Source organism: Rhizobium sp. CB3060, from assembly GCF_025200735.1.
Classification (GTDB): domain Bacteria; phylum Pseudomonadota; class Alphaproteobacteria; order Rhizobiales; family Rhizobiaceae; genus Rhizobium.
The window spans coordinates 792496-813171 of sequence record NZ_CP104158.1; the positions used below are offsets into that span (position 1 = coordinate 792496).

At 61.0% G+C, this 20676-nt stretch carries 19 protein-coding genes; 3 read left to right on the forward strand and 16 right to left on the reverse strand.

The window, feature by feature from the left end:
- From N2601_RS03940 to N2601_RS03955, 4 genes are all read right to left on the reverse strand, one after another.
- Nucleotides 1-699: a phosphatidylserine decarboxylase gene (locus tag N2601_RS03940; RefSeq protein ID WP_104822530.1), complete on the reverse strand. Its 699-nt coding sequence runs from the start codon at nucleotides 697-699 to the stop codon at nucleotides 1-3.
- Nucleotides 700-1010: 311 nt separating this feature from the next.
- Nucleotides 1011-1709 carry an acid phosphatase gene (locus tag N2601_RS03945; RefSeq protein WP_104822531.1) on the reverse strand — a complete coding sequence of 233 codons (699 nt, stop codon included), beginning with the start codon at nucleotides 1707-1709 and terminating at the stop codon, nucleotides 1011-1013.
- A gap of 131 nt (nucleotides 1710-1840) precedes the next feature.
- The gene (locus N2601_RS03950; RefSeq protein ID WP_104822532.1) at nucleotides 1841-3727 is read right to left on the reverse strand and encodes an ABCB family ABC transporter ATP-binding protein/permease; all 1887 of its coding nucleotides are present in this window, start codon (nucleotides 3725-3727) and stop codon (nucleotides 1841-1843) included.
- 199 nt (nucleotides 3728-3926) lie between these two features.
- Nucleotides 3927-5990, reverse strand: a complete 2064-nt coding sequence (locus tag N2601_RS03955; RefSeq protein ID WP_104822533.1) for a LysM peptidoglycan-binding domain-containing protein — start codon at nucleotides 5988-5990, stop codon at nucleotides 3927-3929.
- 155 nt (nucleotides 5991-6145) lie between these two features.
- Between N2601_RS03955 and N2601_RS03960 the strand changes: the two genes are divergently transcribed.
- Together N2601_RS03960 and N2601_RS03965 are read left to right on the forward strand one after the other, a co-directional pair.
- Nucleotides 6146-6769: an LOG family protein gene (locus tag N2601_RS03960; protein WP_104825040.1), complete on the forward strand. Its 624-nt coding sequence runs from the start codon at nucleotides 6146-6148 to the stop codon at nucleotides 6767-6769.
- An 83-nt stretch (nucleotides 6770-6852) separates the two neighbouring features.
- A complete protein-coding gene (locus N2601_RS03965) occupies nucleotides 6853-7203 on the forward strand; it encodes a hypothetical protein (protein WP_104822534.1) in 351 nt (116 codons plus the stop codon).
- A gap of 38 nt (nucleotides 7204-7241) precedes the next feature.
- On the opposite strand, the gene rarD is transcribed toward N2601_RS03965, so the two are convergent.
- The 11 genes from rarD to radA form a co-directional block, all read right to left on the reverse strand.
- Complete coding sequence (rarD, locus tag N2601_RS03970) at nucleotides 7242-8153, reverse strand: EamA family transporter RarD (RefSeq protein WP_260303588.1); 912 nt, start codon at nucleotides 8151-8153, stop codon at nucleotides 7242-7244.
- Nucleotides 8154-8263: 110 nt separating this feature from the next.
- Nucleotides 8264-9880: a citramalate synthase gene (gene cimA / locus N2601_RS03975; RefSeq protein WP_104822536.1), complete on the reverse strand. Its 1617-nt coding sequence runs from the start codon at nucleotides 9878-9880 to the stop codon at nucleotides 8264-8266.
- Nucleotides 9881-9959: 79 nt separating this feature from the next.
- The gene (gene pip / locus N2601_RS03980; protein ID WP_104822537.1) at nucleotides 9960-10919 is read right to left on the reverse strand and encodes a prolyl aminopeptidase; all 960 of its coding nucleotides are present in this window, start codon (nucleotides 10917-10919) and stop codon (nucleotides 9960-9962) included.
- Nucleotides 10916-11392, reverse strand: a complete 477-nt coding sequence (locus tag N2601_RS03985; protein ID WP_104822538.1) for a GFA family protein — start codon at nucleotides 11390-11392, stop codon at nucleotides 10916-10918. Before N2601_RS03985 ends, pip begins: the two co-directional genes overlap by 4 nt.
- Nucleotides 11385-11876 (reverse strand): GFA family protein, encoded by a 492-nt coding sequence (locus tag N2601_RS03990; RefSeq protein ID WP_104822539.1) that lies wholly within the window; start codon nucleotides 11874-11876, stop codon nucleotides 11385-11387. The genes N2601_RS03985 and N2601_RS03990 overlap by 8 nt, the downstream gene beginning before the upstream one ends.
- Nucleotides 11873-12352, reverse strand: a complete 480-nt coding sequence (locus N2601_RS03995) for a GFA family protein (protein ID WP_104822540.1) — start codon at nucleotides 12350-12352, stop codon at nucleotides 11873-11875. The genes N2601_RS03990 and N2601_RS03995 overlap by 4 nt, the downstream gene beginning before the upstream one ends.
- Entirely contained in the window at nucleotides 12349-13740 is a 1392-nt protein-coding gene (gene cysS, locus N2601_RS04000; RefSeq protein ID WP_104822541.1) for a cysteine--tRNA ligase, read from the reverse strand. The genes N2601_RS03995 and cysS overlap by 4 nt, the downstream gene beginning before the upstream one ends.
- A 348-nt stretch (nucleotides 13741-14088) precedes the next feature.
- Nucleotides 14089-14829 (reverse strand): SDR family NAD(P)-dependent oxidoreductase, encoded by a 741-nt coding sequence (locus tag N2601_RS04005; RefSeq protein ID WP_104822542.1) that lies wholly within the window; start codon nucleotides 14827-14829, stop codon nucleotides 14089-14091.
- A gap of 51 nt (nucleotides 14830-14880) precedes the next feature.
- A complete protein-coding gene (gene purF, locus N2601_RS04010) occupies nucleotides 14881-16365 on the reverse strand; it encodes an amidophosphoribosyltransferase (RefSeq protein ID WP_104822543.1) in 1485 nt (494 codons plus the stop codon).
- A gap of 165 nt (nucleotides 16366-16530) precedes the next feature.
- A complete protein-coding gene (locus tag N2601_RS04015) occupies nucleotides 16531-17145 on the reverse strand; it encodes a CvpA family protein (RefSeq protein ID WP_104822544.1) in 615 nt (204 codons plus the stop codon).
- Between the two features lie 94 nt (nucleotides 17146-17239).
- The gene (radA, locus tag N2601_RS04020; RefSeq protein ID WP_104822545.1) at nucleotides 17240-18643 is read right to left on the reverse strand and encodes a DNA repair protein RadA; all 1404 of its coding nucleotides are present in this window, start codon (nucleotides 18641-18643) and stop codon (nucleotides 17240-17242) included.
- Nucleotides 18644-18797: 154 nt separating this feature from the next.
- Here radA and N2601_RS04025 point away from each other — a divergent pair, with 154 nt between their 5' ends.
- Nucleotides 18798-19433 (forward strand): LysE family translocator, encoded by a 636-nt coding sequence (locus N2601_RS04025; protein ID WP_104822546.1) that lies wholly within the window; start codon nucleotides 18798-18800, stop codon nucleotides 19431-19433.
- A 17-nt stretch (nucleotides 19434-19450) separates the two neighbouring features.
- Here N2601_RS04025 and alr read toward each other — a convergent pair whose 3' ends face one another.
- The gene (gene alr, locus N2601_RS04030) at nucleotides 19451-20614 is read right to left on the reverse strand and encodes an alanine racemase (RefSeq protein ID WP_104822547.1); all 1164 of its coding nucleotides are present in this window, start codon (nucleotides 20612-20614) and stop codon (nucleotides 19451-19453) included.
- Between the last annotated feature and the right edge of the window lie 62 nt (nucleotides 20615-20676).

The following is a 20676-nucleotide window of genomic DNA, read 5'->3' on the forward strand; positions in this document are numbered from 1 at the left end:
TCAGCTACGGCGGCTAAGGATGGGGCCCTTCAACGAGCCGAATTCGGCAATCACGGTTTCACCGGCGATTGCCCTTTGGCCGACTGCGACGCGCGCCGCCGCTTCTGCCGGCAGGAAGACATCGAGGCGCGAGCCGAAGCGAATGAGGCCGATGCGCTCGCCAGCGTCGACCGGCTCGTTCTCATTGACGAAGCAGAGAATGCGGCGGGCGACGAGGCCGGCAATCTGCACGACGCCGATCTCGCCATGCTTCGTCTCGATGACGAGGCCGTTGCGCTCGTTCTGCTCGCTGGCCTTGTCCAGCTCCGCATTGAGGAAGCTGCCCTGACGATAGGCGATAGTAGTGATGCGGCCGCGCATCGGCGAACGGTTCACATGGCAATCGAAGACGTTCATGAAAATCGAAACGCGCAGCATCGGCTCGTGGCCGAGGTTGAGCTCGGCCGGCGGCGTCACCATCTGCACGCCGGAAACCCTACCATCGGCGGGCGATACGACGAGATCGTCGTCCTGCGGCGTCATGCGCTCGGGATCGCGGAAGAAATAGGCGCACCAGAGCGTAAAGATCAAGCCGATCCAAAAGAGCGGCTTGAAGATCCAGCCGAGAACCAGCGACGCAACAAAGAAACCCGCGACAAAGGGATAGCCTTCCTTATGCACCGGGACGATGACGTTGCGTACACTGTTCAACAAGCTCATCTACGGCCTACTCCGTTAGGGCACCCTCACCGAAAACCGGGGTCCGGTTGTCGGACGAGATCATGCCAGTCAAAAGAATGAAAGCAAGATACGCGGTCTTGCTCTGATTACTAGTTGAGCGTGACTACAGGCAAACTCTGTCATGGGCAATGCTTTCGCACGCTCGCCCCCAGCGCAATCCGCGCGGGGCCAAGATGCCAACGATCCGTAGCGTTGAAAAGCGTTGCCTGTGGAAACTCGACACCGGGCGTCATGAAAGGCCGCCGACGGGAAGCGACGGCCTTTCATGACCTGTGATGACAGGACGGAATTTAGAGGCCGAGAGCGGCGCGCAACTCGGCCTTGGCGCCTTCATATTCGCTCTTGTAGTCGTCATGCGTCATGATGGTTTCGGCGATGACGGTGCCTGCGATGTGGGCGGCTTCGATGTCGGAGGCGTAATGAATGCCGCCGACGACGCGGTTATGGCCGTATTCCCAGGCCCGGGCCATGATGGCGGCGCGCTTCTCCGGCACCATATTCGCGAGCACAATGCCCATCAGCGTGCCGACCGTGGCGTGGCCGGATGGATAGGAGCCGGACTTGGAGAGCGGTACGATCGGCTTTACGAGATCGCTGTAGAGATGCGGACGCGGGCGCTTCCAGACATCCTTCGCCGGATCGACGACGGCGCCTTCGGTCTCGACCACACGATCGAAGAATGCCGAGAACTTCGGCAGATTTTCCTTGGTGAATTTCGGGTTGTCGATGACATCGGAGAAGCGCCAGACGTTCTCTTCCGCATCGGCAACGGCACGAGCCGCCATTTCTGGCGTGCGGGTAACCTGGATTGTCAGGATTTCGCCGAGTTCGGCCTTCATCTGCGCCGAATCATTAGCCGGCGGCGGCGGCAGCAGGTTGAGGAGGTTGATCTCCCTGGCATCCGCAAACGGCTTGGCATCTTCGGCAAAAACCGGCGAAGCGACGCCGACGACGAGCAACAGCGTCAAGGCCTTGGCAAAATTACGCATTTGGGGGCTCCCTTGATGTGAGACCCGTACCTATCAAGCTGTTATCTCAACTACGTGACAAGCGAAGTCCGCAACATCGCTGCGCCGCACTTGCCCACAACGATCGCGCAACGTCGCGGCGACGCCATTCTTCAGCTTGCAGGCGCCAGCCGGTTGACCACGCCGAGATCGTCGCTCTCGCGCACCTGCTTCAGATGTTCTTCCGCCTGAGTAGCCTCGCGCTGGCGGTTCCACATCGACGCATAGAGGCCGTTCTGCTCCAAGAGGGCGGCATGCGTGCCGCGTTCGGCGATTTCGCCGCTTTTCAACACGATGATCTCATCGGCACCAATGACGGTTGAGAGCCGGTGAGCGATGACCAGCGTCGTGCGGTTCTTGGAGACGACGTCCAGTGCTGCCTGAATTTCCCGTTCGGTCGTCGTATCCAGCGCCGAGGTGGCCTCGTCGAGGATCAGCACGGGCGGCGCCTTGAGGATGGTACGGGCAATGGCGACGCGCTGCTTTTCGCCGCCGGACAGTTTCAGGCCGCGCTCGCCGACCTTGGTGTCGAAGCCCTCTGGCAAATGACGGATGAAGTCACTGATCTGAGCGATCTCCGCAGCGGCCGTCACCTCGTTCTCGCTCGCACCCGGTCGACCATAGCGGATATTGTAGGCGATAGTATCGTTGAAGAGCACCGTGTCCTGGGGGACCATGCCGATCACCTTGCGCAGGCTCTTCTGCGTCACCTTGCGCAGATCCTGGCCATCGATGGTGATCGTGCCGCTCTGTACGTCGTAAAAGCGGTAGAGAAGCCGTGACAGGGTCGATTTGCCGGCGCCCGAGGGGCCGACAACCGCGACCGTTTTGCCGGCTGGCACTTCGAAGGAAATACCCTTCAGGATCGGCCGCGCAGACTCATAGGCGAAATGCACATCCTTGAAGGAGATGGCGCCGTGGCCGATGACCAGCTCCTTGGCGTCGGGAGAGTCCGTCACCTCCGGCTTGACTTCGAGCAGATCAAACATCTCCTCGATGTCGGTCAGGCCCTGGCGGATTTCGCGATAGACGAAGCCGATGAAGTTCAACGGCACCGAAAGCTGCAGCAGCATGGAGTTGATGAAGACGAAATCGCCGACCGTTTGATGCCCGTTAAGAACGGCCCAGCCGGAGAATATCAGCATGACCGTGGTACCGAGGCCAAAGATCAAGCCTTGGCCGAAGTTCAGCCAGCCGAGCGATGTCCAAACATCGGTGGCGGCCTTCTCATAGCGCGACATCGACTGGTCGAAGCGTCGGGCCTCCATTTCCTCATTGCCGAAATATTTGACCGTTTCGAAGTTCAGAAGCGAATCGATCGCCTTGGTATTGGCGTCGGTATCGCTCTCGTTCATCGAGCGGCGGATGGAGATGCGCCAGTCGCTCGCGCGGACGGTGAACCAGATGTAGAGCCAGACCGTGATCGCCGTGATGGCAAGATAGGAAAAACCGTAGCCACGCCAGAAGATAACCGCAGTCAGCAGGAATTCGACAAAGGTCGGAACGGTGTTGAGAATGGTGAAGCGGACGATCGTCTCGATGCCCTTGGTGCCGCGTTCGATGATGCGCGACAGGCCGCCGGTCTTGCGCTCGAGATGGAAGCGCAACGACAGCTCGTGCATGTGGACGAAAGTCCGGTAGGCGAGCTGGCGCACGGCATATTGGCCGACGCTGGCAAAGAGCGAGTCGCGCAACTGGTTGAGGCCGAGCTGAATGAGGCGCGTAACATTGGTGGCGACGATCAGTGCGATGGCGCCCACCATGAAGGCCGGCAGGATGCCCTGCATGTCCAGCTTGCCGTTCAGGGCATCGACGGACCATTTGAAGAAATAGGGAACCAGCAGCAGGAAGAATTTCGAGATCAACAGATAGACGGTCGCCCAGACGACCCGCATCTTCAGGTCCATCCGTCCTGCCGGCCACATGTAGGGCCAGAGATTGACGATCGTATTCAATGGATTGCTGGAATCCGCCGATATGGTCTTCTTGCGGTCTGCCATGTCCGTCTCCGGCGAATATCTGAGCCAGCCGGGGCAATGGCGTAGTTGCGCAGCCTGGCTGGAGGGCCCCGTCAGGTAATGAGCGGGGCAATGGGGGTCGGCGGCACGATTATACTATTTTTATGTCGGGTAAAAGCAGCGGCCAGGCGTTGATTGCGCCTGGCCATATTGCATCGGTCTTATTGTGAGGGGCTATGCCCTATAGATGCCCACCTGAAAGCCGCTTGCGGTGCAGCTCTTCAGAATTGGGCAGCGCATCCTTCGGCAGGCCGAAGACCTGGCCGGGCAGGATACGGTCCGGATTGTTGATCTTGTCCTCATTGGCGAGATAGATCGTTGTATAGCGCACGCCAGCGCCGTAGGTGCGACGGGAAATCTGCCAGAGCGTATCGCCGCGGCGGATGATGACGGCATTGGTATCCTGCGAGAGCGGTGCTTGCTGGAGGGTCTTGGGGCCGCCGCCGTTGGAGGAGGTTTCGACGCTCGTCGGCGCAGGGGCTGCATTCTCGGGCTTGGTAACGGCGGCCATCATCTCTCCGAGCTTGGGCAGGGCATCGCCGACCGACTTCGGATCCTTCGGTAGAGCCTGCAGCACGGTCAGCGCCCGGCCAGCCGCGTTTGCGGCATCGGTGGCGGCCTGTTTCAGCGTCGCACTGGCATCGATCGCCGGACGGAATTCCGAAAGCGACTTCAGCGCAATTTCCGTGCCCGAGCGGGCAGCGGCGAGCTGTTCCGCATTCGGCTGCTTACCATCCGCAAAAAGGTCCTTCAGCAGGATGAAAGCCTTGCCGGCGTCCCCCCTCAGCTTGCCAAGCTCACCTTCGTCGAGTGGCACCATGGTGGTGGCGGCAGCGTTGCCGTTGCTGCCGGAAGCCGCCGGTGTTTGCGCCGCGACCGTCACCTGGTTGCCCTCGGGGCGAGTGAAATTGACGCTGGTGCGCACCGTGACCTTGCCGGAGCCGTCGAGGACGTCGACACGGATCTTGTGGTCGCCGACCGTCAGCGGCATCGTGCCGTCGACGACGAAATGCCCGTCGGCTCCTGCCACGATCTCGCCGATCAGCTTGTCGTCGGCATAGGCGCGAACCTTGGCGTTCGGCTTCGTCGTGCCAGCAACGAAGATATGGTTGTTTTCGATCTCGACTGCATTGACCATAACTTCAGGTGCGCTAGCGGTCGTCGCTGCAGGCGCGGTTGCCGAGTCGCCGTTGCCGGTGGCGGAGGCAGCGGCGGTGTTGTCCTGTGGCTTGGTGCCGGTACTGTCATTGGCGGTCGCCCCGCCTGCACCATTCGCGGCTGTATCGGCTGCCGACGCTTGCTGGTCGGTTGCGACGCGCCCTTGCTTGGCTGACGGCGCGGTGATGATGCGGCTTGCCGTGCCGGGTTTGGAAACCATGGCGAGAAGCTGGCTCTTATCGTCCTTCGGAACCGATACGGTAGCAACTTCCTCTGAAGTGACGGCCTTGCCGTCCTTGCCCGTTGCGCGCAGCACCAGTTCATGATCGCCGGGCGGCAGCGGGTTGTCGAGCACGGCGGCGAAATCGCCGCTCGGCCCGACCTCGGTCGTCGTCACCACCTTGTCGCCGTCGACGATTTCCAGCTTGGAATTGGGCTCGGCCGAGCCCGCGATGACGGTGGAACCATCCGGCTCGACGCGCAGCACGTCGAAGGACGGGGTTACCGGTCCCGCCGCTTGCGTTTGCGGCGCGGCCTCGCCAGTGAGTGCTGCCCGCGCCTTGTCGATCGCGGCGGCGGCATCGGCGATGTTCTCTGGAAGAGACTGGATGATGGCAAGTGCCTTGCCGGCGCCGTCATGTGCCTTGTTGACCAGGGCGGTCGTCGTGGCATCCGTCCCTTGGGGAGCGGTAAAATCGACGATCGCCTGCAGCCCAGTGACCGTCTTCGTCTTGGCTGTGGTGAAGACGTCCTCGGTCGGCCCCTTGCCGTCCTTGAAGAGCACTTTGAGATCGGCAAGAGAGGTGACGGCCGTGCCGCTGAGATCGGTGAGCTTCTTGGTGACATCGGCGGCGTTAATTGCGGTCGTGGCGGCACCCTGCGTTGCTTCACCGGCCTTTTTCACGGCGTCGCCTGTTTTTTGGCCATTTTCCGTGATGGTGTTCTTCACCGCGTCGCTCGCCTGATTGATGGCGTCACCGATTGACTTCTTATCGCCGTTGATGCGCGGCATCACAAAGAAGACCATCAGGACGGTCGCAACTACCAGTACCAACAGAGCCAGCAAGCCGGCACGGTTCTTCATCATCATTTCTCTCCAAGCGGCGGAGTCATCTCCACTCTTGAAATTGCTAACGATTTCGCCTGCTTTTACAAGCTTTCTCAGTCATTTCAGCGTGCTCTGGCACAAGTTTTCTTTTGAAAATTCTTGACTGAGCACTTGCAGCATAGTTGTTTGCATTCATGACTGACGATTCTGTGCCAATTCGATCCATCTGCGTCTATTGCGGCTCCAGGCCGGGTCGCGATCCTTCCCACATGGCTGCGGGCCGCGAGCTGGGCAAGAGCATCGCCGAGAGCGGGTTGCGCCTAGTCTATGGCGGCGGCACGAAAGGCATCATGGGCGCTGTCGCGAGCGGCGTCCTGTCGCATGGGGGTCAGGTCACCGGCATCATTCCGGAGTTCCTCGTCGATATGGAAGCGACGCGCCATTCGCTCGGTCAATTGGACGAACTGATCATAACCCCGGACATGCATACGCGCAAACACACCATGTTCGAGCGCGCCGACGCTTTCGTAGCGCTGCCGGGCGGCATCGGTACGCTGGAGGAGATCGTCGAGATCATGACCTGGGGCCAGCTCGGCCGCCATGAAAAGCCGATGGTCTTCGCCAATATCAACGGTTTCTGGGACCCGATGATGGAGCTGATCCGCCATATGACGGAGGAGGGCTTCGTCCACACCGCTCATCGTGTGCAGCCGCTGGTCATCGACAAGGTCGCCGACATCATTCCCGCAATTCGCAAGCATGCGGCCGAGGCGCATGGCGACCGCGGTGGCGAAGAGGCCGTTATCTCGAAGCTGTAATTTTGGATCCACCTGACAGCTTGTCGGATTGTGGCAATAGGATATTGTGCGGCTCAGTCTTGATTGGACATGGGCGAGTAAATATGTGGTCGGTTTTCAAGGCATTATTGTCGGGTATTAAACCATTCAACGTGATGGCTGGCGATGTCATCTTTGCGACGGCATGGGAAAGCGGAACATCCCGATTTTCGTTTTTCGAATGGCGCGTCAAAGAATTACTCGACAAGTCCGATGTCCTAATAGGCGTCAAGATGCGCCCTGATAGCTACGCAGGTCCTGAAGGTGACGTCAAAAACTATATCAACTTCGATATTGAGACGGCCATCAGGATCCGCGACAGCTTGAACGAATGCATCGAATTCGCGCGGCAGTATCGCGAAATAGGCGGGAAAGCCTCTTACGCTCCGACTCCGAATGTTGGCGAAACTGCTTAATGCATGGTTGACGTGTGGCTCAGCAGCCACGCTGAGTCTCAGCGCCCCCGGCTCTGACGCAGCATAGACCAGCTATAAAGCGCCAGCCCCGCCCAAATCAGCGAGAAGGCGATCAATTGGGTCGTGCCGAAAGGCTCCTTGAACAGGAAGACGGCGATCAGGAAGACCATGGTCGGCACGATATACTGCATGATGCCTATGGTGGAGAGCTTCAGCAGTTTCGCTCCATTGGCAAAGATCATCAGCGGCAGGGCGGTCACAAACCCGCAACCGAGCAGAAGCGCCATATCCGTGACGCCCGTGCGATAAAGATGGCCTTCGCCGCGCGCCTCCAGATAGATGATGTAAAGCAGCGCGGGGATGCAGAGCAGCAACACCTCGATAAAGAAACCTTGATTCGGCCCGACCGGCAGCGTCTTGCGGAAAAAGGCGTAGAAGCCCCAGGAGAAGGTCAGCGACAACGCCACCCAGGGCAGGGTGCCGGCTTGGACAGTCAGGATGACGACCGCTGCGGCCGCCAGGCCGATCGCAACGATCTGTGCCGGCGCAAGCCTCTCCTTCAGCAGCAAGGCGCCAAGCGCGATGCTGAACAGCGGATTGACGAAATAGCCGAGGGCTGCATCGAGCGAATGTCCTGCGCCGATGGCCCAGACATAGGTGCCCCAGTTGATGGTAATCAACACCGCCGTCAGCGACGCCATGGCGAGCGTGCGCGGGTTCGTCAGCGCCGCCTTCACATCGCCCGTGCGGCCGAGCGCCAGAAGCACGGCGCCGGCGACCGGAACGGACCATAGGATGCGGTGGGCAATGACCTCTGTCGCCGGAATATGTGCCAAGGCCTTCATGTAGAGCGGCAGGACGCCCCAGATCAGATAGGCCGTCAGCACGAAACCGAACCCGCGTGGGCTTTCCTCGTTCTTGATATCAGGTGCGACCGTATCGGTAGCCATTGGTATTTCCCGCCGTAATATTTTCTTTTACGACGGGCTTACTCCAATGCGCCTTGTGGGGCCAATTCATTTCCTTGACGGCATCGTCAAGGTTTTTGATAGGCGGCGGATCACTCCGCCGCGATCTTGCCCGCCATGTGCCGGTTTTTCATCAGCTTGTAGATGACGGAATCCATCAGCGCCTGGAAAGAGGCGTCGATGATGTTTTCCGAAACCCCGACCGTCCACCAGCGCACGCCGCTGCTGTCGGTGGATTCGATCAGGACCCGGGTTATGGCCTCCGTGCCGCCGTTGAGGATGCGCACTTTGAAGTCAGCGAGCACCAGATCGTCGATCTCATGCTGGTATTTGCCGAAGTCCTTGCGCAGTGCCAGGTCGAGCGCGTTGACCGGGCCATCGCCTTCGGCAACCGACATGATAGTCTGGCCGTCGATGATCATCTTGACCACCGCTTCCGAGACGATCTTTACCCGGCCGTGAGAATCGAACCGGCGCTCGACCATCACGCGGAAACCGTCGATCGCAAAGAATTCCGGAATGGTGCCAAGGGTGCGGCGCGCCAGAAGCTCGAAGCTGGCATCGGCGCCCTCGTAAGCGTAACCGGACGCTTCGCGCTCCTTGACGATCTGGATCAGCCGATCGAGCTTCGGGTCGTCCTTGCCGACCTCGATGCCGCGCCGCTTCAGCGCGTTGATGAAGTTCGACTTGCCGCCCTGGTCTGATACCATGACCTTACGGAAATTGCCGACGCTTTCCGGCGGCACATGCTCGTAGGTGCGCGGGTCCTTCAGCAATGCAGACGCATGGATACCGGCCTTGGTCGCGAAGGCCGAGGCGCCGACATAGGGCGCCTGATGATCGGGCGAGCGATTCAGCAGCTCGTCGAAAGCATGCGACAGGCCGGTCAGGCCCAAGAGCCGTTCGCCGTCGATCGCCGTTTCGAAGCGCTCGCTATAGGCCCTTTTCAGCGCCAGCGTCGGGATCAGCGTGATTAGGTTGGCATTGCCGCAGCGTTCGCCGACGCCGTTCAACGTGCCCTGGATCTGCCGCACCCCGGCTTCGACGGCAGCGAGCGAATTGGCGACCGCCTGGCCCGTGTCGTTATGGGCATGGATGCCAAGACAGTCGCCGGGGACGCCCTCGGCGATCACGGCTTCAACGATGGCGCGGACTTCCGGCGGCTGCGTGCCGCCATTGGTGTCGCATAGCACGACCCAACGCGCGCCGGCTTCATAGGCCGTCTTGGCGCAGGCGAGCGCATAGGTCGGATTGGCCTTGTAGCCGTCGAAGAAATGCTCGCAGTCAACAAGCGCTTCTTTGCCGGCTCCGATGGCCGCTTTGACGCTTTCGGCGATGCATTCGAGATTTTCCTCATTGGTGCAGCCGAGAGCGACCTTGACGTGATAGTCCCAGCTCTTGGCGACGAAACAGATAGCATCGGACTTTGCCTGCAGGAGGCTGGCAAGACCGGGATCGTTGGAGGCGGAAACGCCGGCGCGCTTGGTCATGCCGAAGGCGACGAAGGAGGCAGTCTGCGTCCGCTTTTCATTGAAGAAGGCGGTGTCGGTCGGATTGGCGCCGGGATAGCCACCCTCGACATAATCGAGGCCGAATTCGTCCAGCATGTTGGCGATGGAAATCTTGTCCTCGACCGAAAAGTCGATGCCGGGCGTCTGCTGCCCGTCGCGCAAGGTCGTGTCGAAGAGATAGATTTTTTCGCGTGTCATTCGGTTTCCTCCGGCGAACCGGTTTCCTCTTATCTAGTCGCTTCCTCTCCCGCCTCGGCCTAGCGAAGCGGGGAAGGGTTCAAATTTTCCCTGCGAACTTATCCGTCGCGCGGATGAGCTGATCGAGAATGCCCGGTTCGGAAAAAGCGTGGCCGGCCCCTTCGATCAGATGGAATTCCGCCTTTGGCCATGCCTTGTGCAAAGCCCAGGCGTATTTCGCCGGGCAGGGCATGTCGTAGCGGCCGTGGACGATGACCCCGGGAATGTCCTTCAGTCTGTGGGCATCGCGCAGGAGCTGGCCTTCCTCCATCCAGCCGGCATTGACGAAGAAGTGGTTTTCGATGCGCGCGAAGGCATGCGCATATTCGGCTTCCTCGAACTTTCCGCTGGTCGAAGGATCCGGCAACAGGGTAATCGTCTCACCCTCCCAGATCGCCCAGGCCTTGGCGGCCTTCAGGCGCATGGCCTTGTCCTCGTGGGTCAGCCGGCGGTGATAGGCAAGCATCATCTCGTGACGCTCTTCCAGTGGGATCGGCGCGATGAAGCGCTCCCACTTGTCCGGGAACATTTCCGAGACGCCGAATTGATAATACCAGTCAAGCTCGGCCCTGGTCAGCGTGTAGATGCCGCGCACGACCAGTTCGGAAACCCGTTCGGGATGCTTTTCCGCATAGGCAAGCGCCAGCGTCGAGCCCCAGGAGCCGCCGAATACCAGCCACTTGTCCACACCGGCCATTTCGCGCAAGCGCTCGATATCGGCGACCAGATGCCAGGTCGTATTGGCGTTCAGCCCCGCGTGCGGCGTCGACTTGCCGCAGCCGCGCTGATCGAACAGCGTGACGTCATAAAGCGCCGGATCGAATTGGCGGCGATGCGTCGGCGAGATGCCGCCGCCCGGGCCGCCATGCAGGAAAACGGCAGGCTTGGCCCCAGGCGTGCCGACGCGCTCCCAATAGACGACATGGCCGTCACCGACATCGAGATGGCCGGAGGCGTAGGGCTCGATTTCCGGATAAAGCGTACGCGGTATTTCCGTCATATTTTCAATCCCTCGGCGGGCCAGACGTCGGTATCGTGATCAGGGTGCTGGAAGGAGATGATCTGCTCCTGCCGTGCGTAAAAATCCGGATCCTGATGGACCGGCTGCTCAAATATGGTGTCGACCCAGGGCAGGCGCGAGGCGTAGTTCACCTGGATCTGCGGCGCCAAATCGTCGCGCTCGTCGAAGGCGCCGATGGCAATCTCCAGCCCGCCGGGATGGCGGTAGGTCAGCGGCGTGCCGCAATTCTTGCAGAAGCCGCGGTCGATGTTGACGGAAGACTGGAAATAGGTGGGCTCGCCCCGCGTCCATTCGAGGCCATCATCCGGCGCCGTGACCAGGGCGGAGAAGAAGTTGCCGAACTGCTTCTGACACATGCGGCAATGGCAGATCGAGGGGCGGCCGAGCTCACCGTGGATGCGAAACCGCACGGCACCGCATTGGCATCCTCCGCTTCTGATGGTTTCAGTCATGGCTCTTCTCCTGTGGCCAGGTTTGGGTATCGTGATCGGGGTGCTGGTGGTTGGATGACCGGATCGCCAGATCACGATCCGAACCATCGCCATCCGGTTCCACTGGCAGCGCATCGAGCGCATGGAACCATGGCATTTTTCCCGCAAGATTCGATTGGGCGACCGGCTGCACCGCCATCGGCTCGTCGAGGGAACCGAGCGTTAGATTGATGAAATCCGTACCCGGAATGTCGTAGAACAACGGCGTACCGCAGGCGCTGCAAAAGCCGCGGCGTACGAGATCGGACGAATGAAACCACGAGGGCTCGCCGCGCGTCAGCTCGAAATCGGAGCGTTGGGCGCTGCCGAGCGGCAGAGCGTAATTGCCCGAAGCCTTTTGGCACATGCGGCAATGGCAGAGATGGGGATAGCCGATCGCGCCGGCCGCGCGATACCGGACCGCGCCGCACTGGCAACCGCCGCTATATCTCATCGCCATCGTCATTTGCCTGTTTCCGGTGGCCATGTTGCCGTGTCGTGGTCCGGATGCTGGTAAGACACGATCTCCAACACGAAGGGTGCCTGCTCCGCATCCTCTTCCGTCCGATGCCCCGGCAGCAGATGCAGCCTGTCGACGAAGTCTATCTTGCCTTCCACGCCGAACTGCACCACCGGCGGCAATAGCGACGGATCATCGAATGCGCCAGCCGCGACCGCCACGCCATCGGGCGCCTCATAGGTCAACGGCGTACCGCAATCACCGCAAAAGCCACGCTCGACGAAATTCGACGACCGGAACTTTTTGCGCTCCCCCCGCGTCCAGACGAGCTCGGCGCCGCGGGCAGAGACGAGCGGCGCATAATAGGCACCAAAGGCTTTCTGGCACATACGGCAATGACAGATCGACGCATCCTTGAGCTCGCCTCGTATACGGAAGCGAACCGCGCCGCATTGACAGCCGCCGGTGAAGGTTTCAGTCATCTCTTCACCTCCCAGGTCGTCTTACGCTCACCAGTCGCTGGGTCCTTGCCGTCCTTCAACTGAATGCCTTCAGCCAAAAGCACCTCGCGGATCTTGTCAGCTTCGGCAAAGTTCTTCGCCTTTAGCAATTCCAGCCGCTCCCGCACGCGCCTGTTGATTTCCGCAACAACGGCGTCGTCCATCTCCACCTTCTCGGGCAACAGGCCGAGAAGTGCCGCGCTTGCGGCGAAGGTGGGCAGGACGCTCGCATCGGCATTGGCGGCTTGCGCCAGAGCATGCAGCGCCTGGATGGCGGCAACGGTGTTGAGGTCGTCGGCCAGGGCCGCCACGATGGCAGCATCCGGCGCGGCATCGCCGACATCCGCCGCCGGCCATTTCGCCAGAAGCCGTTCAGCCTCTTCCAGCCGCTTCACGGAAAAGTCGATCGGCTCGCGGTAGTGTGTCATCAGCATGGCAAGCCGAAGCACCGCGCCTGGCCATACCCGCCCGCCGAGTTTTTCGGTGTGCAGCAGTTCGTAGATGGTGACGAAATTGCCCTCGGATTTCGACATCTTGCGGCCTTCGACCTGCAGGAAGCCGTTATGCATCCAGACATTTGCCATCACCTCGGTACCATGGGCGCAACGCGATTGGGCGATCTCGTTTTCATGGTGCGGGAAGATCAGGTCCAGTCCGCCGCCATGAATGTCAAAGACGTCGCCGAGATAGCGCCCGCTCATGGCGGAGCATTCGATATGCCAGCCAGGACGGCCGCGGCCCCAGGGGCTTTCCCAGCCGGGCTCGCTCTCGTCCGAGAGCTTCCAGAGCACGAAGTCACCCGGGCTTTTCTTATGCGCGTCGACAGCAACGCGAGCGCCGGCCTGCTGCTCCTCGAGATTGCGTTTTGAGAGCTGGCCGTAATCCGCCATGGATTTGGTGTCGAACAGCACTTCTCCAGCCGCCTGATAGGCATGGCCTTTGGCGATCAGCTTCTCGATGATCTCGATCATCTGCGCGATGTTTTCCGTCGCCCGCGGTTGCATCGTCGGCTCAAGGCAGCCGAGCGCAATTGCGTCCTGGCGGTACTGCGTCTCGGTCTTTTCGGTGACCAGGCGGATCGCGTCGTTCAGCGGCAGTCCAGGATGGTCACGCAGTGCCCGCGCGTTGATCTTGTCGTCGACGTCGGTGATGTTGCGCGCATAGGTGACATGATTTTCGCCATAGACCTCCCGCAACAGTCGGAAGAGCACGTCGAAGACGATCGCAGGCCGGGCATTGCCGATATGGGCGAAGTCATAAACCGTCGGGCCGCAGACATACAGGCGGACGTTCTCGCGGTCGATCGGCTGGAAGTCGACCTTTTCGCGCGTCAGCGTGTTGTAAAATTTAAGGTGCGGCTCGGTGCCCATTTCACTCTCCCAAAGGCATAAATCCGAAAAATATCGTCACCGGCAGGCCGGACGTTTATCATCTTGAATTTTGGGAGACGAAAACGGCCAGGCCAGCGAAACGCTAGCGAATAATCTTCCGGCAGATAATGCAGATAACCGTTTTCATGGGCGGCTTTATCGCGCGAGTAGGGGATTTGGTCAAGGGGGGATGTCGCCTTCTCCGCGTGGGCAGAAGGTGGCTCGAAGGGGCGGATGAGGAGGGCGCGAGGAGCAAAGAAAAGCGGCAAGCGAAAGGTTCCCGGCGGTGTATCACGCCTTCAACCCGCGCTGCGCGCGACCTTCTCCCCCGGCGGGCCGAAGATCGTATTATTCCGGCATCCGGTAGTCGACGAGCTTGTTTTCGCGCACGACAAAGAGTTTGCCGGTTTCGGTGACATCCGGACCCGCGAGCGGCAGGATGGCTTGCGCGACGTCGCGCGGATGCGGCAGCGTGTCCGGATCTTCGCCGGGCATTGCCTGGGCGCGCATCGCGGTGCGGGTGGCGCCGGGATCGACGCTGGTGATCCGTAGCGCCGTGCTTTGGGTTTCTCCGGCCCAGGTACGGGCAAGTGCCTCGACAGCCGCCTTGGATGCCGAGTAGGGACCCCAGAAGGGCCGGCAGCGATGGGCTGCGGCCGATGAGAGGATGATGGCGCGGCCCGCGTCGGCGCGCATCAGCAGCGGTTCGACCGAGCGGATCAGCCGCCAGGTCGCGGTGACGTTGATGGTCATCACCTTTTCGAACACCTTCGCCTCGACGTGGCCGATCGGCGAGATGACGCCGAGTACGCCGGCATTGGCGACGAGGATATCGAGCTTGCCCCAGCGCTCGAAGATGGAGCCGCCGAGCGCATCGATCGCGTTCATGTCGGCAAGATCGAAGGGCACCAGCGTTGCCGAACCGCCGGCAGCCTTGATGGCGTCGTCCAGCTCCTCAAGTCCGCCGACCGTGCGGGCGCAGGCGATCACATGCGCGCCGGCCTTGGCCAGCTCCAGCGCGGTGAAATAACCAATACCGCGTGACGCGCCGGTCACCAGGGCGATTTTGTCCTTGAGGTCTATGCTCATGCTGTCTTGGTCCGAATGCGCTGGAGAAGGAGAGCGGTGAAAAGCCCCGTGTCAGCCGTTGCTGGCGAGCACGGAAAGCTTGCGCACATTGCTGGTGCTTTCCTTGTCGAGCAGGCGTGTCGGATAATCGCCGGTGAAATAGTGGTCGGTGAACTGCGGCTGCGCATTGTCGCGCGGCGCGCCGCCGACGGCGCGGTAGAGACCGTCGATCGACAGGAATTCCAGCGAATCGGCACCGATGAAATCGCACATCGCCTTCAGGCTGCCGTACTGGTTAGCGAGCAGCTTGTCGGCGTCCGGCGTGTCGATGCCGTAGAAATCCGGATGGTAGATCATCGGGCTGGCGACGCGGATATGCACTTCGCGAGCGCCGGCATCGCGGATCATCTGCACGATCTTGACCGATGTTGTGCCGCGCACGATGGAGTCATCCACCAGCACGACGCGCTTGCCTTCGATGATGGCCCGATTGGCGGAGTGCTTCAGCTTGACGCCGAAGGCACGAATCTGCTGCGTCGGCTCGATGAAGGTGCGGCCAACATAGTGGTTGCGGATGATGCCGAGTTCGAAGGGAATGCCACTTGCCTGTGCATAGCCGATCGCCGCCGGCGTGCCGCCATCCGGCACCGGCACGACGACATCGGCCTCGATGGGCGCTTCCTTGGCAAGATTGATGCCCATATTCTTGCGGGCGACGTAAACGTTGCGGCCGCCAACCACGGAATCGGGACGGGCGAAATAGACATATTCGAACAGGCAGAGGCGTTCAGGCTGGGAAACGTCGGGCTTGCGGGCATCGATGGTGATCGATCCGTCCGACTGGATCTCGCAGATGATGACTTCGCCATTTTCCACGTCGCGAACGTATTTGGCGCCGATAATATCGAGCGCGCAGGTTTCGGAGCAGAAGATCGGCTTGCCGTCGAGTTCGCCCATCACCAGCGGCCGGATGCCGATCGGGTCGCGCGCCGCAATCAGCTTGGTGCGCGTCATGGCGAGCATCGAATAGCCGCCTTCCATCTGGCGGATCGCGTCGATGAAGCGATCGGAGGAGGAGGGATGCTTGGAGCGGGCGATGAGATGGAGAACGACTTCCGTGTCGGACGTCGACTGACAGATGGCGCCGTCGGCGATCAACTGACGGCGCATCGTCAGGCCGTTGGTGAAATTGCCGTTGTGAGCGATGGCGATGCCGCCGACTTCCAGTTCGGCAAACAGCGGCTGCACGTTGCGCAGGATCGTCTCGCCCGTCGTCGAATAACGCACATGTCCGATCGAACGGTCGCCGGGCAGGCGGGCGAGGGTGGCGGGATCGGTATAATGGTCGCCGACAAGGCCCATGCGCCGCTCGGAATGAAAGCGCTGGCCATCGAAGGAGACGATACCGGCCGCTTCCTGGCCGCGATGCTGCAAGGCATGCAGGCCGAGCGCCGTCAGCGTCGCGGCGTCGGGATGGCCGAGAATGCCGAATACACCGCACTCCTCATGCAGGGTGTCGCCGTCGATATCATCCTCGATGGAAAGGGAATGGTTCATGGCTGCAGGCCTTTGCTCTCAACATGGGACGGGTCAGGGCGGCGTCGCGACTGAATGCAAAAATAACTGAAAATCCGGCCGGAAAGAATATCCGGCCGGATTTTCGGATTTCGTGCCGCTCACATGGCGATTATCGCTCTGCGGGTCAAGCCTGTAAACGCACTGTTAATTGTTCGTCTGCGGCGCAGGCGCGTCATCGGAGGGCGCGGTATCGTTCGTTGAGCCATCCTGCGGCTGCGATTGTTGCTGCTGCTGGTTCGGCGCGATCTTGTTGATGATCTCGGCGGGAAGCATCGCCTGAATGTTTTCCGGAAGCGCCGATTTGAGCTTTTCGACCATCGAATCGAGGAAAGGCTTCGACTTGGCGTTGTTGACCCAATCCGGACGTGCGGCCGGCGCAACCAACCAGTTCCAGAAGGCCACGACGACGACCATCAGCAGCAGGCCGCGGGCGGCGCCGAAGAGAAAGCCGAGCGTACGATCCAGCGCGCCGATGCGGCTGTCGATGATGAAGTCGGCGATCCTGATGGTGATGAAGGAAATGATGATCAGTGCGATCAGGAAGATGACGGCAGCAGACGCAACGGTCGCGATGCGGGTGTCCGCCGTATAGTGCAGCGCATAGGGCACCAGCAGCGAATAGAGATAATAGGCGGCGACGGCCGAGCCGCCCCAACTGACGATCGAGAGAATTTCGCGGGAAAAGCCGCGGACCATGGCCAGAACGGCGGAGAACAAAATAACGCCGATAACAATACCGTCAAAAATCGTAATGGGCATGTATAATCCACTCCAAGACTTGCCATGCCAAGCATGGCTGCCATCGGCCTCAAATATGTGCCTCTCTCCCCGTCAAGAACGGTTTAAGGAAGGCTCAGTCTTCGTCTTCTGCACGCTTGAGCGCGCCCCTCGATCCGGCTATGCGCACCACCAGATCCGGCAGGCTTTCGATCTCGTTCCAGCGCCCGCCATTGCCTTTCGGCAGGTCGGAGGAGGCGGTGGGGAGAAGCGCTGCAGAAAATCCCAGCTTCTCGGCTTCCTTGAGGCGCTGAGCGGTGTGCGCAACCGGCCGGACGGCGCCCGACAGGCTGACTTCGCCGAAATAGACGCAATCTGCCGGAAGGGCAAGACCAGCCAGGGATGAAACCAGTGCAGAGGCGACCGCAAGGTCCGCAGCCGGCTCGGAAATGCGATAACCGCCGGCAATATTGAGATAAACGTCGTGCTGACCGAGCCGAACACCGCAATGCGCTTCCAGAACCGCGAGAATCATCGACAGCCTCGCCGAATCCCAGCCGACCACAGCGCGACGCGGCGTGCCGAGCGATGTCGGGGCAACGAGCGCCTGCACTTCGACCAGCACAGGCCGGGTGCCTTCCATGCCGGCAAAGACGGCCGCGCCCGGCGATTTGGAATTGCGCTCGCCGAGGAAGAGTTCGGACGGATTGGCCACTTCCCGCAGGCCCTTGTCGGACATTTCGAAGACGCCGATCTCGTCGGTCGGGCCAAAGCGATTCTTCACCGTGCGCAGGATGCGGTAGTGATGGCCGCGATCTCCCTCGAAATAGAGAACGGCGTCGACCATATGTTCGACGACGCGCGGGCCGGCGATCTGGCCGTCCTTGGTGACGTGGCCGACCAGCACCATTGCCGCGCCCGTCTGCTTGGCGAAGCGGATCATCGCCTGCACGCCGGTGCGCACCTGCGTCACCGTCCCGGGCGCCGATTCGGCAAGCTCGCTCCATAGCGTCTGGATGGAATCGATGATGACGAGGTCCGGCCGCTTGCCTTCGGCGAGCGTTGCGAGGATGTCCTCGACATTGGTTTCGGCGGCGAGCATCACATCCGTATTGGCAGCGCTCAGCCGCTGGGCGCGAAGCCGAACCTGCGCCACCGCCTCTTCGCCGGAGACGTAGACGATCTTGTGGCCTCTTCGGGAAAGGGCAGCGGCCGCCTGCATCAAGAGCGTCGACTTGCCGATGCCGGGATCGCCGCCGACGAGCACTGCCGAGCCGCGCACGAAACCGCCGCCGGTCGCCCGATCGAGTTCGGAGATGCCGGTGTGAATGCGCGGTGCTTCCTCGATCTCGCCCGACAGCGCCGTCAGCGTTACTGGACGCCCCTTCTTCGGCACCTTGGCGGGACCACCGCCGATGCCGCCCATCGGGTCTTCCTCGACGATGGTGTTCCATTCGCCACAACCATCGCATTTGCCTGCCCAGCGGTTATGGACCGTGCCGCAGTTCTGGCAGATGAATTGTGTACGGGCTTTTGCCATCAGATGCTGTTCTCAATGTCCTGTGCTTCGCAGTGCGAAGCGAATCGCGGCTGGCTGTCAGATAATGTCTTTCGCGTCAGATCAAAACTAATGATTTCCGCATCAACGGCGATTGTGTCAGCCTTTATGCTGGGTTTTCGATCGATGGTGACGGATGTTCGATTATACGCTTGCACATTGGGTCGCGTTTCTTTCGGCCGCCGTTCTGCTCAATCTGTCGCCGGGACCGGATATTGCCTTCATTCTCGGTCACACGATCAGAAGCGGCATACGCTCCGGCTTTGCCGCGCTGTTCGGCATATGGAGCGGCGCCTGCGTCCATGTTCTGATGGCCGCAGCCGGGCTATCGGCGATATTGGCGGCCTCGGCCATCGCGTTTTCGGCGGTAAAATGGGCCGGCGCGGCCTATCTCATCTGGCTTGGGATACAGGCGCTGCGCTCGAAGGGCGAAGGCGCCTGGATCAAGGAGGCCGGAAGGGCAGTGCCCTGGAGCCGCATCTATCGGCAAGGCATCCTAGTGTCGCTGCTCAATCCGAAGGTGGCCATCTTCTTTCTCGCTTTCCTGCCGCAGTTCGTCGTTGAAGGGGCAGGCCCGGTCTGGGCGCAGCTCTTGCTCCACGGCAGCCTCATCATAGTAGTCGCCGCCTTCATCGAACCGCCCCTCATTCTTCTTGGAGGTCGTCTTGCCGAGGCACTACGGCGCAATCGAAACGCGGGCCTGTGGCTGGACCGGGGGCTTGGAACATTGTTTGTAGCGCTGGGGGTCCGCTTGGCGGTCAGCGCGCGTTAGGCGGTGGTGATGCGCTCCTACTCGTCGGCCTCGTCAAAGATGTAGCGCCGCTCATGTCGCAATCCCAGGCCGGTCAGCATCTCGTAGCTGATCGTCCCGGCCGCGCGGGCAGCGTCGTCAACGGGGATATTCTTGCCGAAGAGCTCGATATAGTCACCGGCGCGGACCAGTTTTTCGGGGACGTCGGTCACGTCGAAGATTGTCAGATCCATGGTGATGCGACCGGCAACAGGCACCTTGTAGCTGGCGATGAAGCCCTGGCCGCCGGCAATTCCGGTCTGGCGCAGCGGCACGCCGTTGTTCGACTGGCTGCGCATGTAACCATCTGCATAGCCGGCCGAAACAATGGCGAGGCGGCTGTCGCGCGTCAGCTTCAACGCCCCGCCGTAGCTGACGGTCTCGCCGGCTTTGGCGGAGCGGGTCTGGATGATTCTCGCCTCTGCTGTGGCGACCGGTCGCATCGGATTGGCCATATTGCCGACCGCCTGGCCGCCATAGATGGCAATGCCGGGACGGGTAAGGTCGAAATGATATTCGGAGCCGAGGAAGATACCGGCGGAATTGGCGAGGCTCGCCTCGATGCCTTCGAAGGCGGCGCTGACCTTGCGGAACGCTTCGAGCTGCTGCCTGTTCATCGCGTGTGCCGGGTCGTCGCCGCAGGCGAGGTGGCTCATCACCAGAACAGGCGCAAAACTCGCCGGGCGAGAGACGTCGTTGGCGAGCGCGATCGCATCCTCTACCTGCAGTCCCAGCCGGTTGAAGCCGGTATCGACCTGCAGCGCGCAAGGGTGATCGCCATGGTCGGCCAGCACCGACATCCAGAAGGTCAATTGCTCTTCGGAAGCAATGACGGGCACTAGATCGTTTTCGAAAAACTGCCGCTCTGTCCCCGGCCAGATACCGCTGAGCACGAAAATCCGGGCATCCGGGGCGTAGAGCCGGAGTGTGGCGCCTTCCTCGGCGGTGGCGACGAAGAAATCACGGGCGCCGGCGAGATAAAGTGCCTCGCCGACATCTTCGATCCCCAGACCATAAGCGTCGGCCTTCACCGCGGCACCGGTGCGGGCCCTGCCGGAACGGCGGGCCATGTCACGCCAGTTCTCGACGAGGGCGCCCAAATCGACCGTCAGCCGAAGGCCGGCGGAGGCGAAAGCGTCAATGTCTTCGAAATTATCTGTCATGGAGCCGCCTAAAAAAGGGACGGAGGGATGCTGCTCCGGCCAGAATAGTGATCATCGATGGA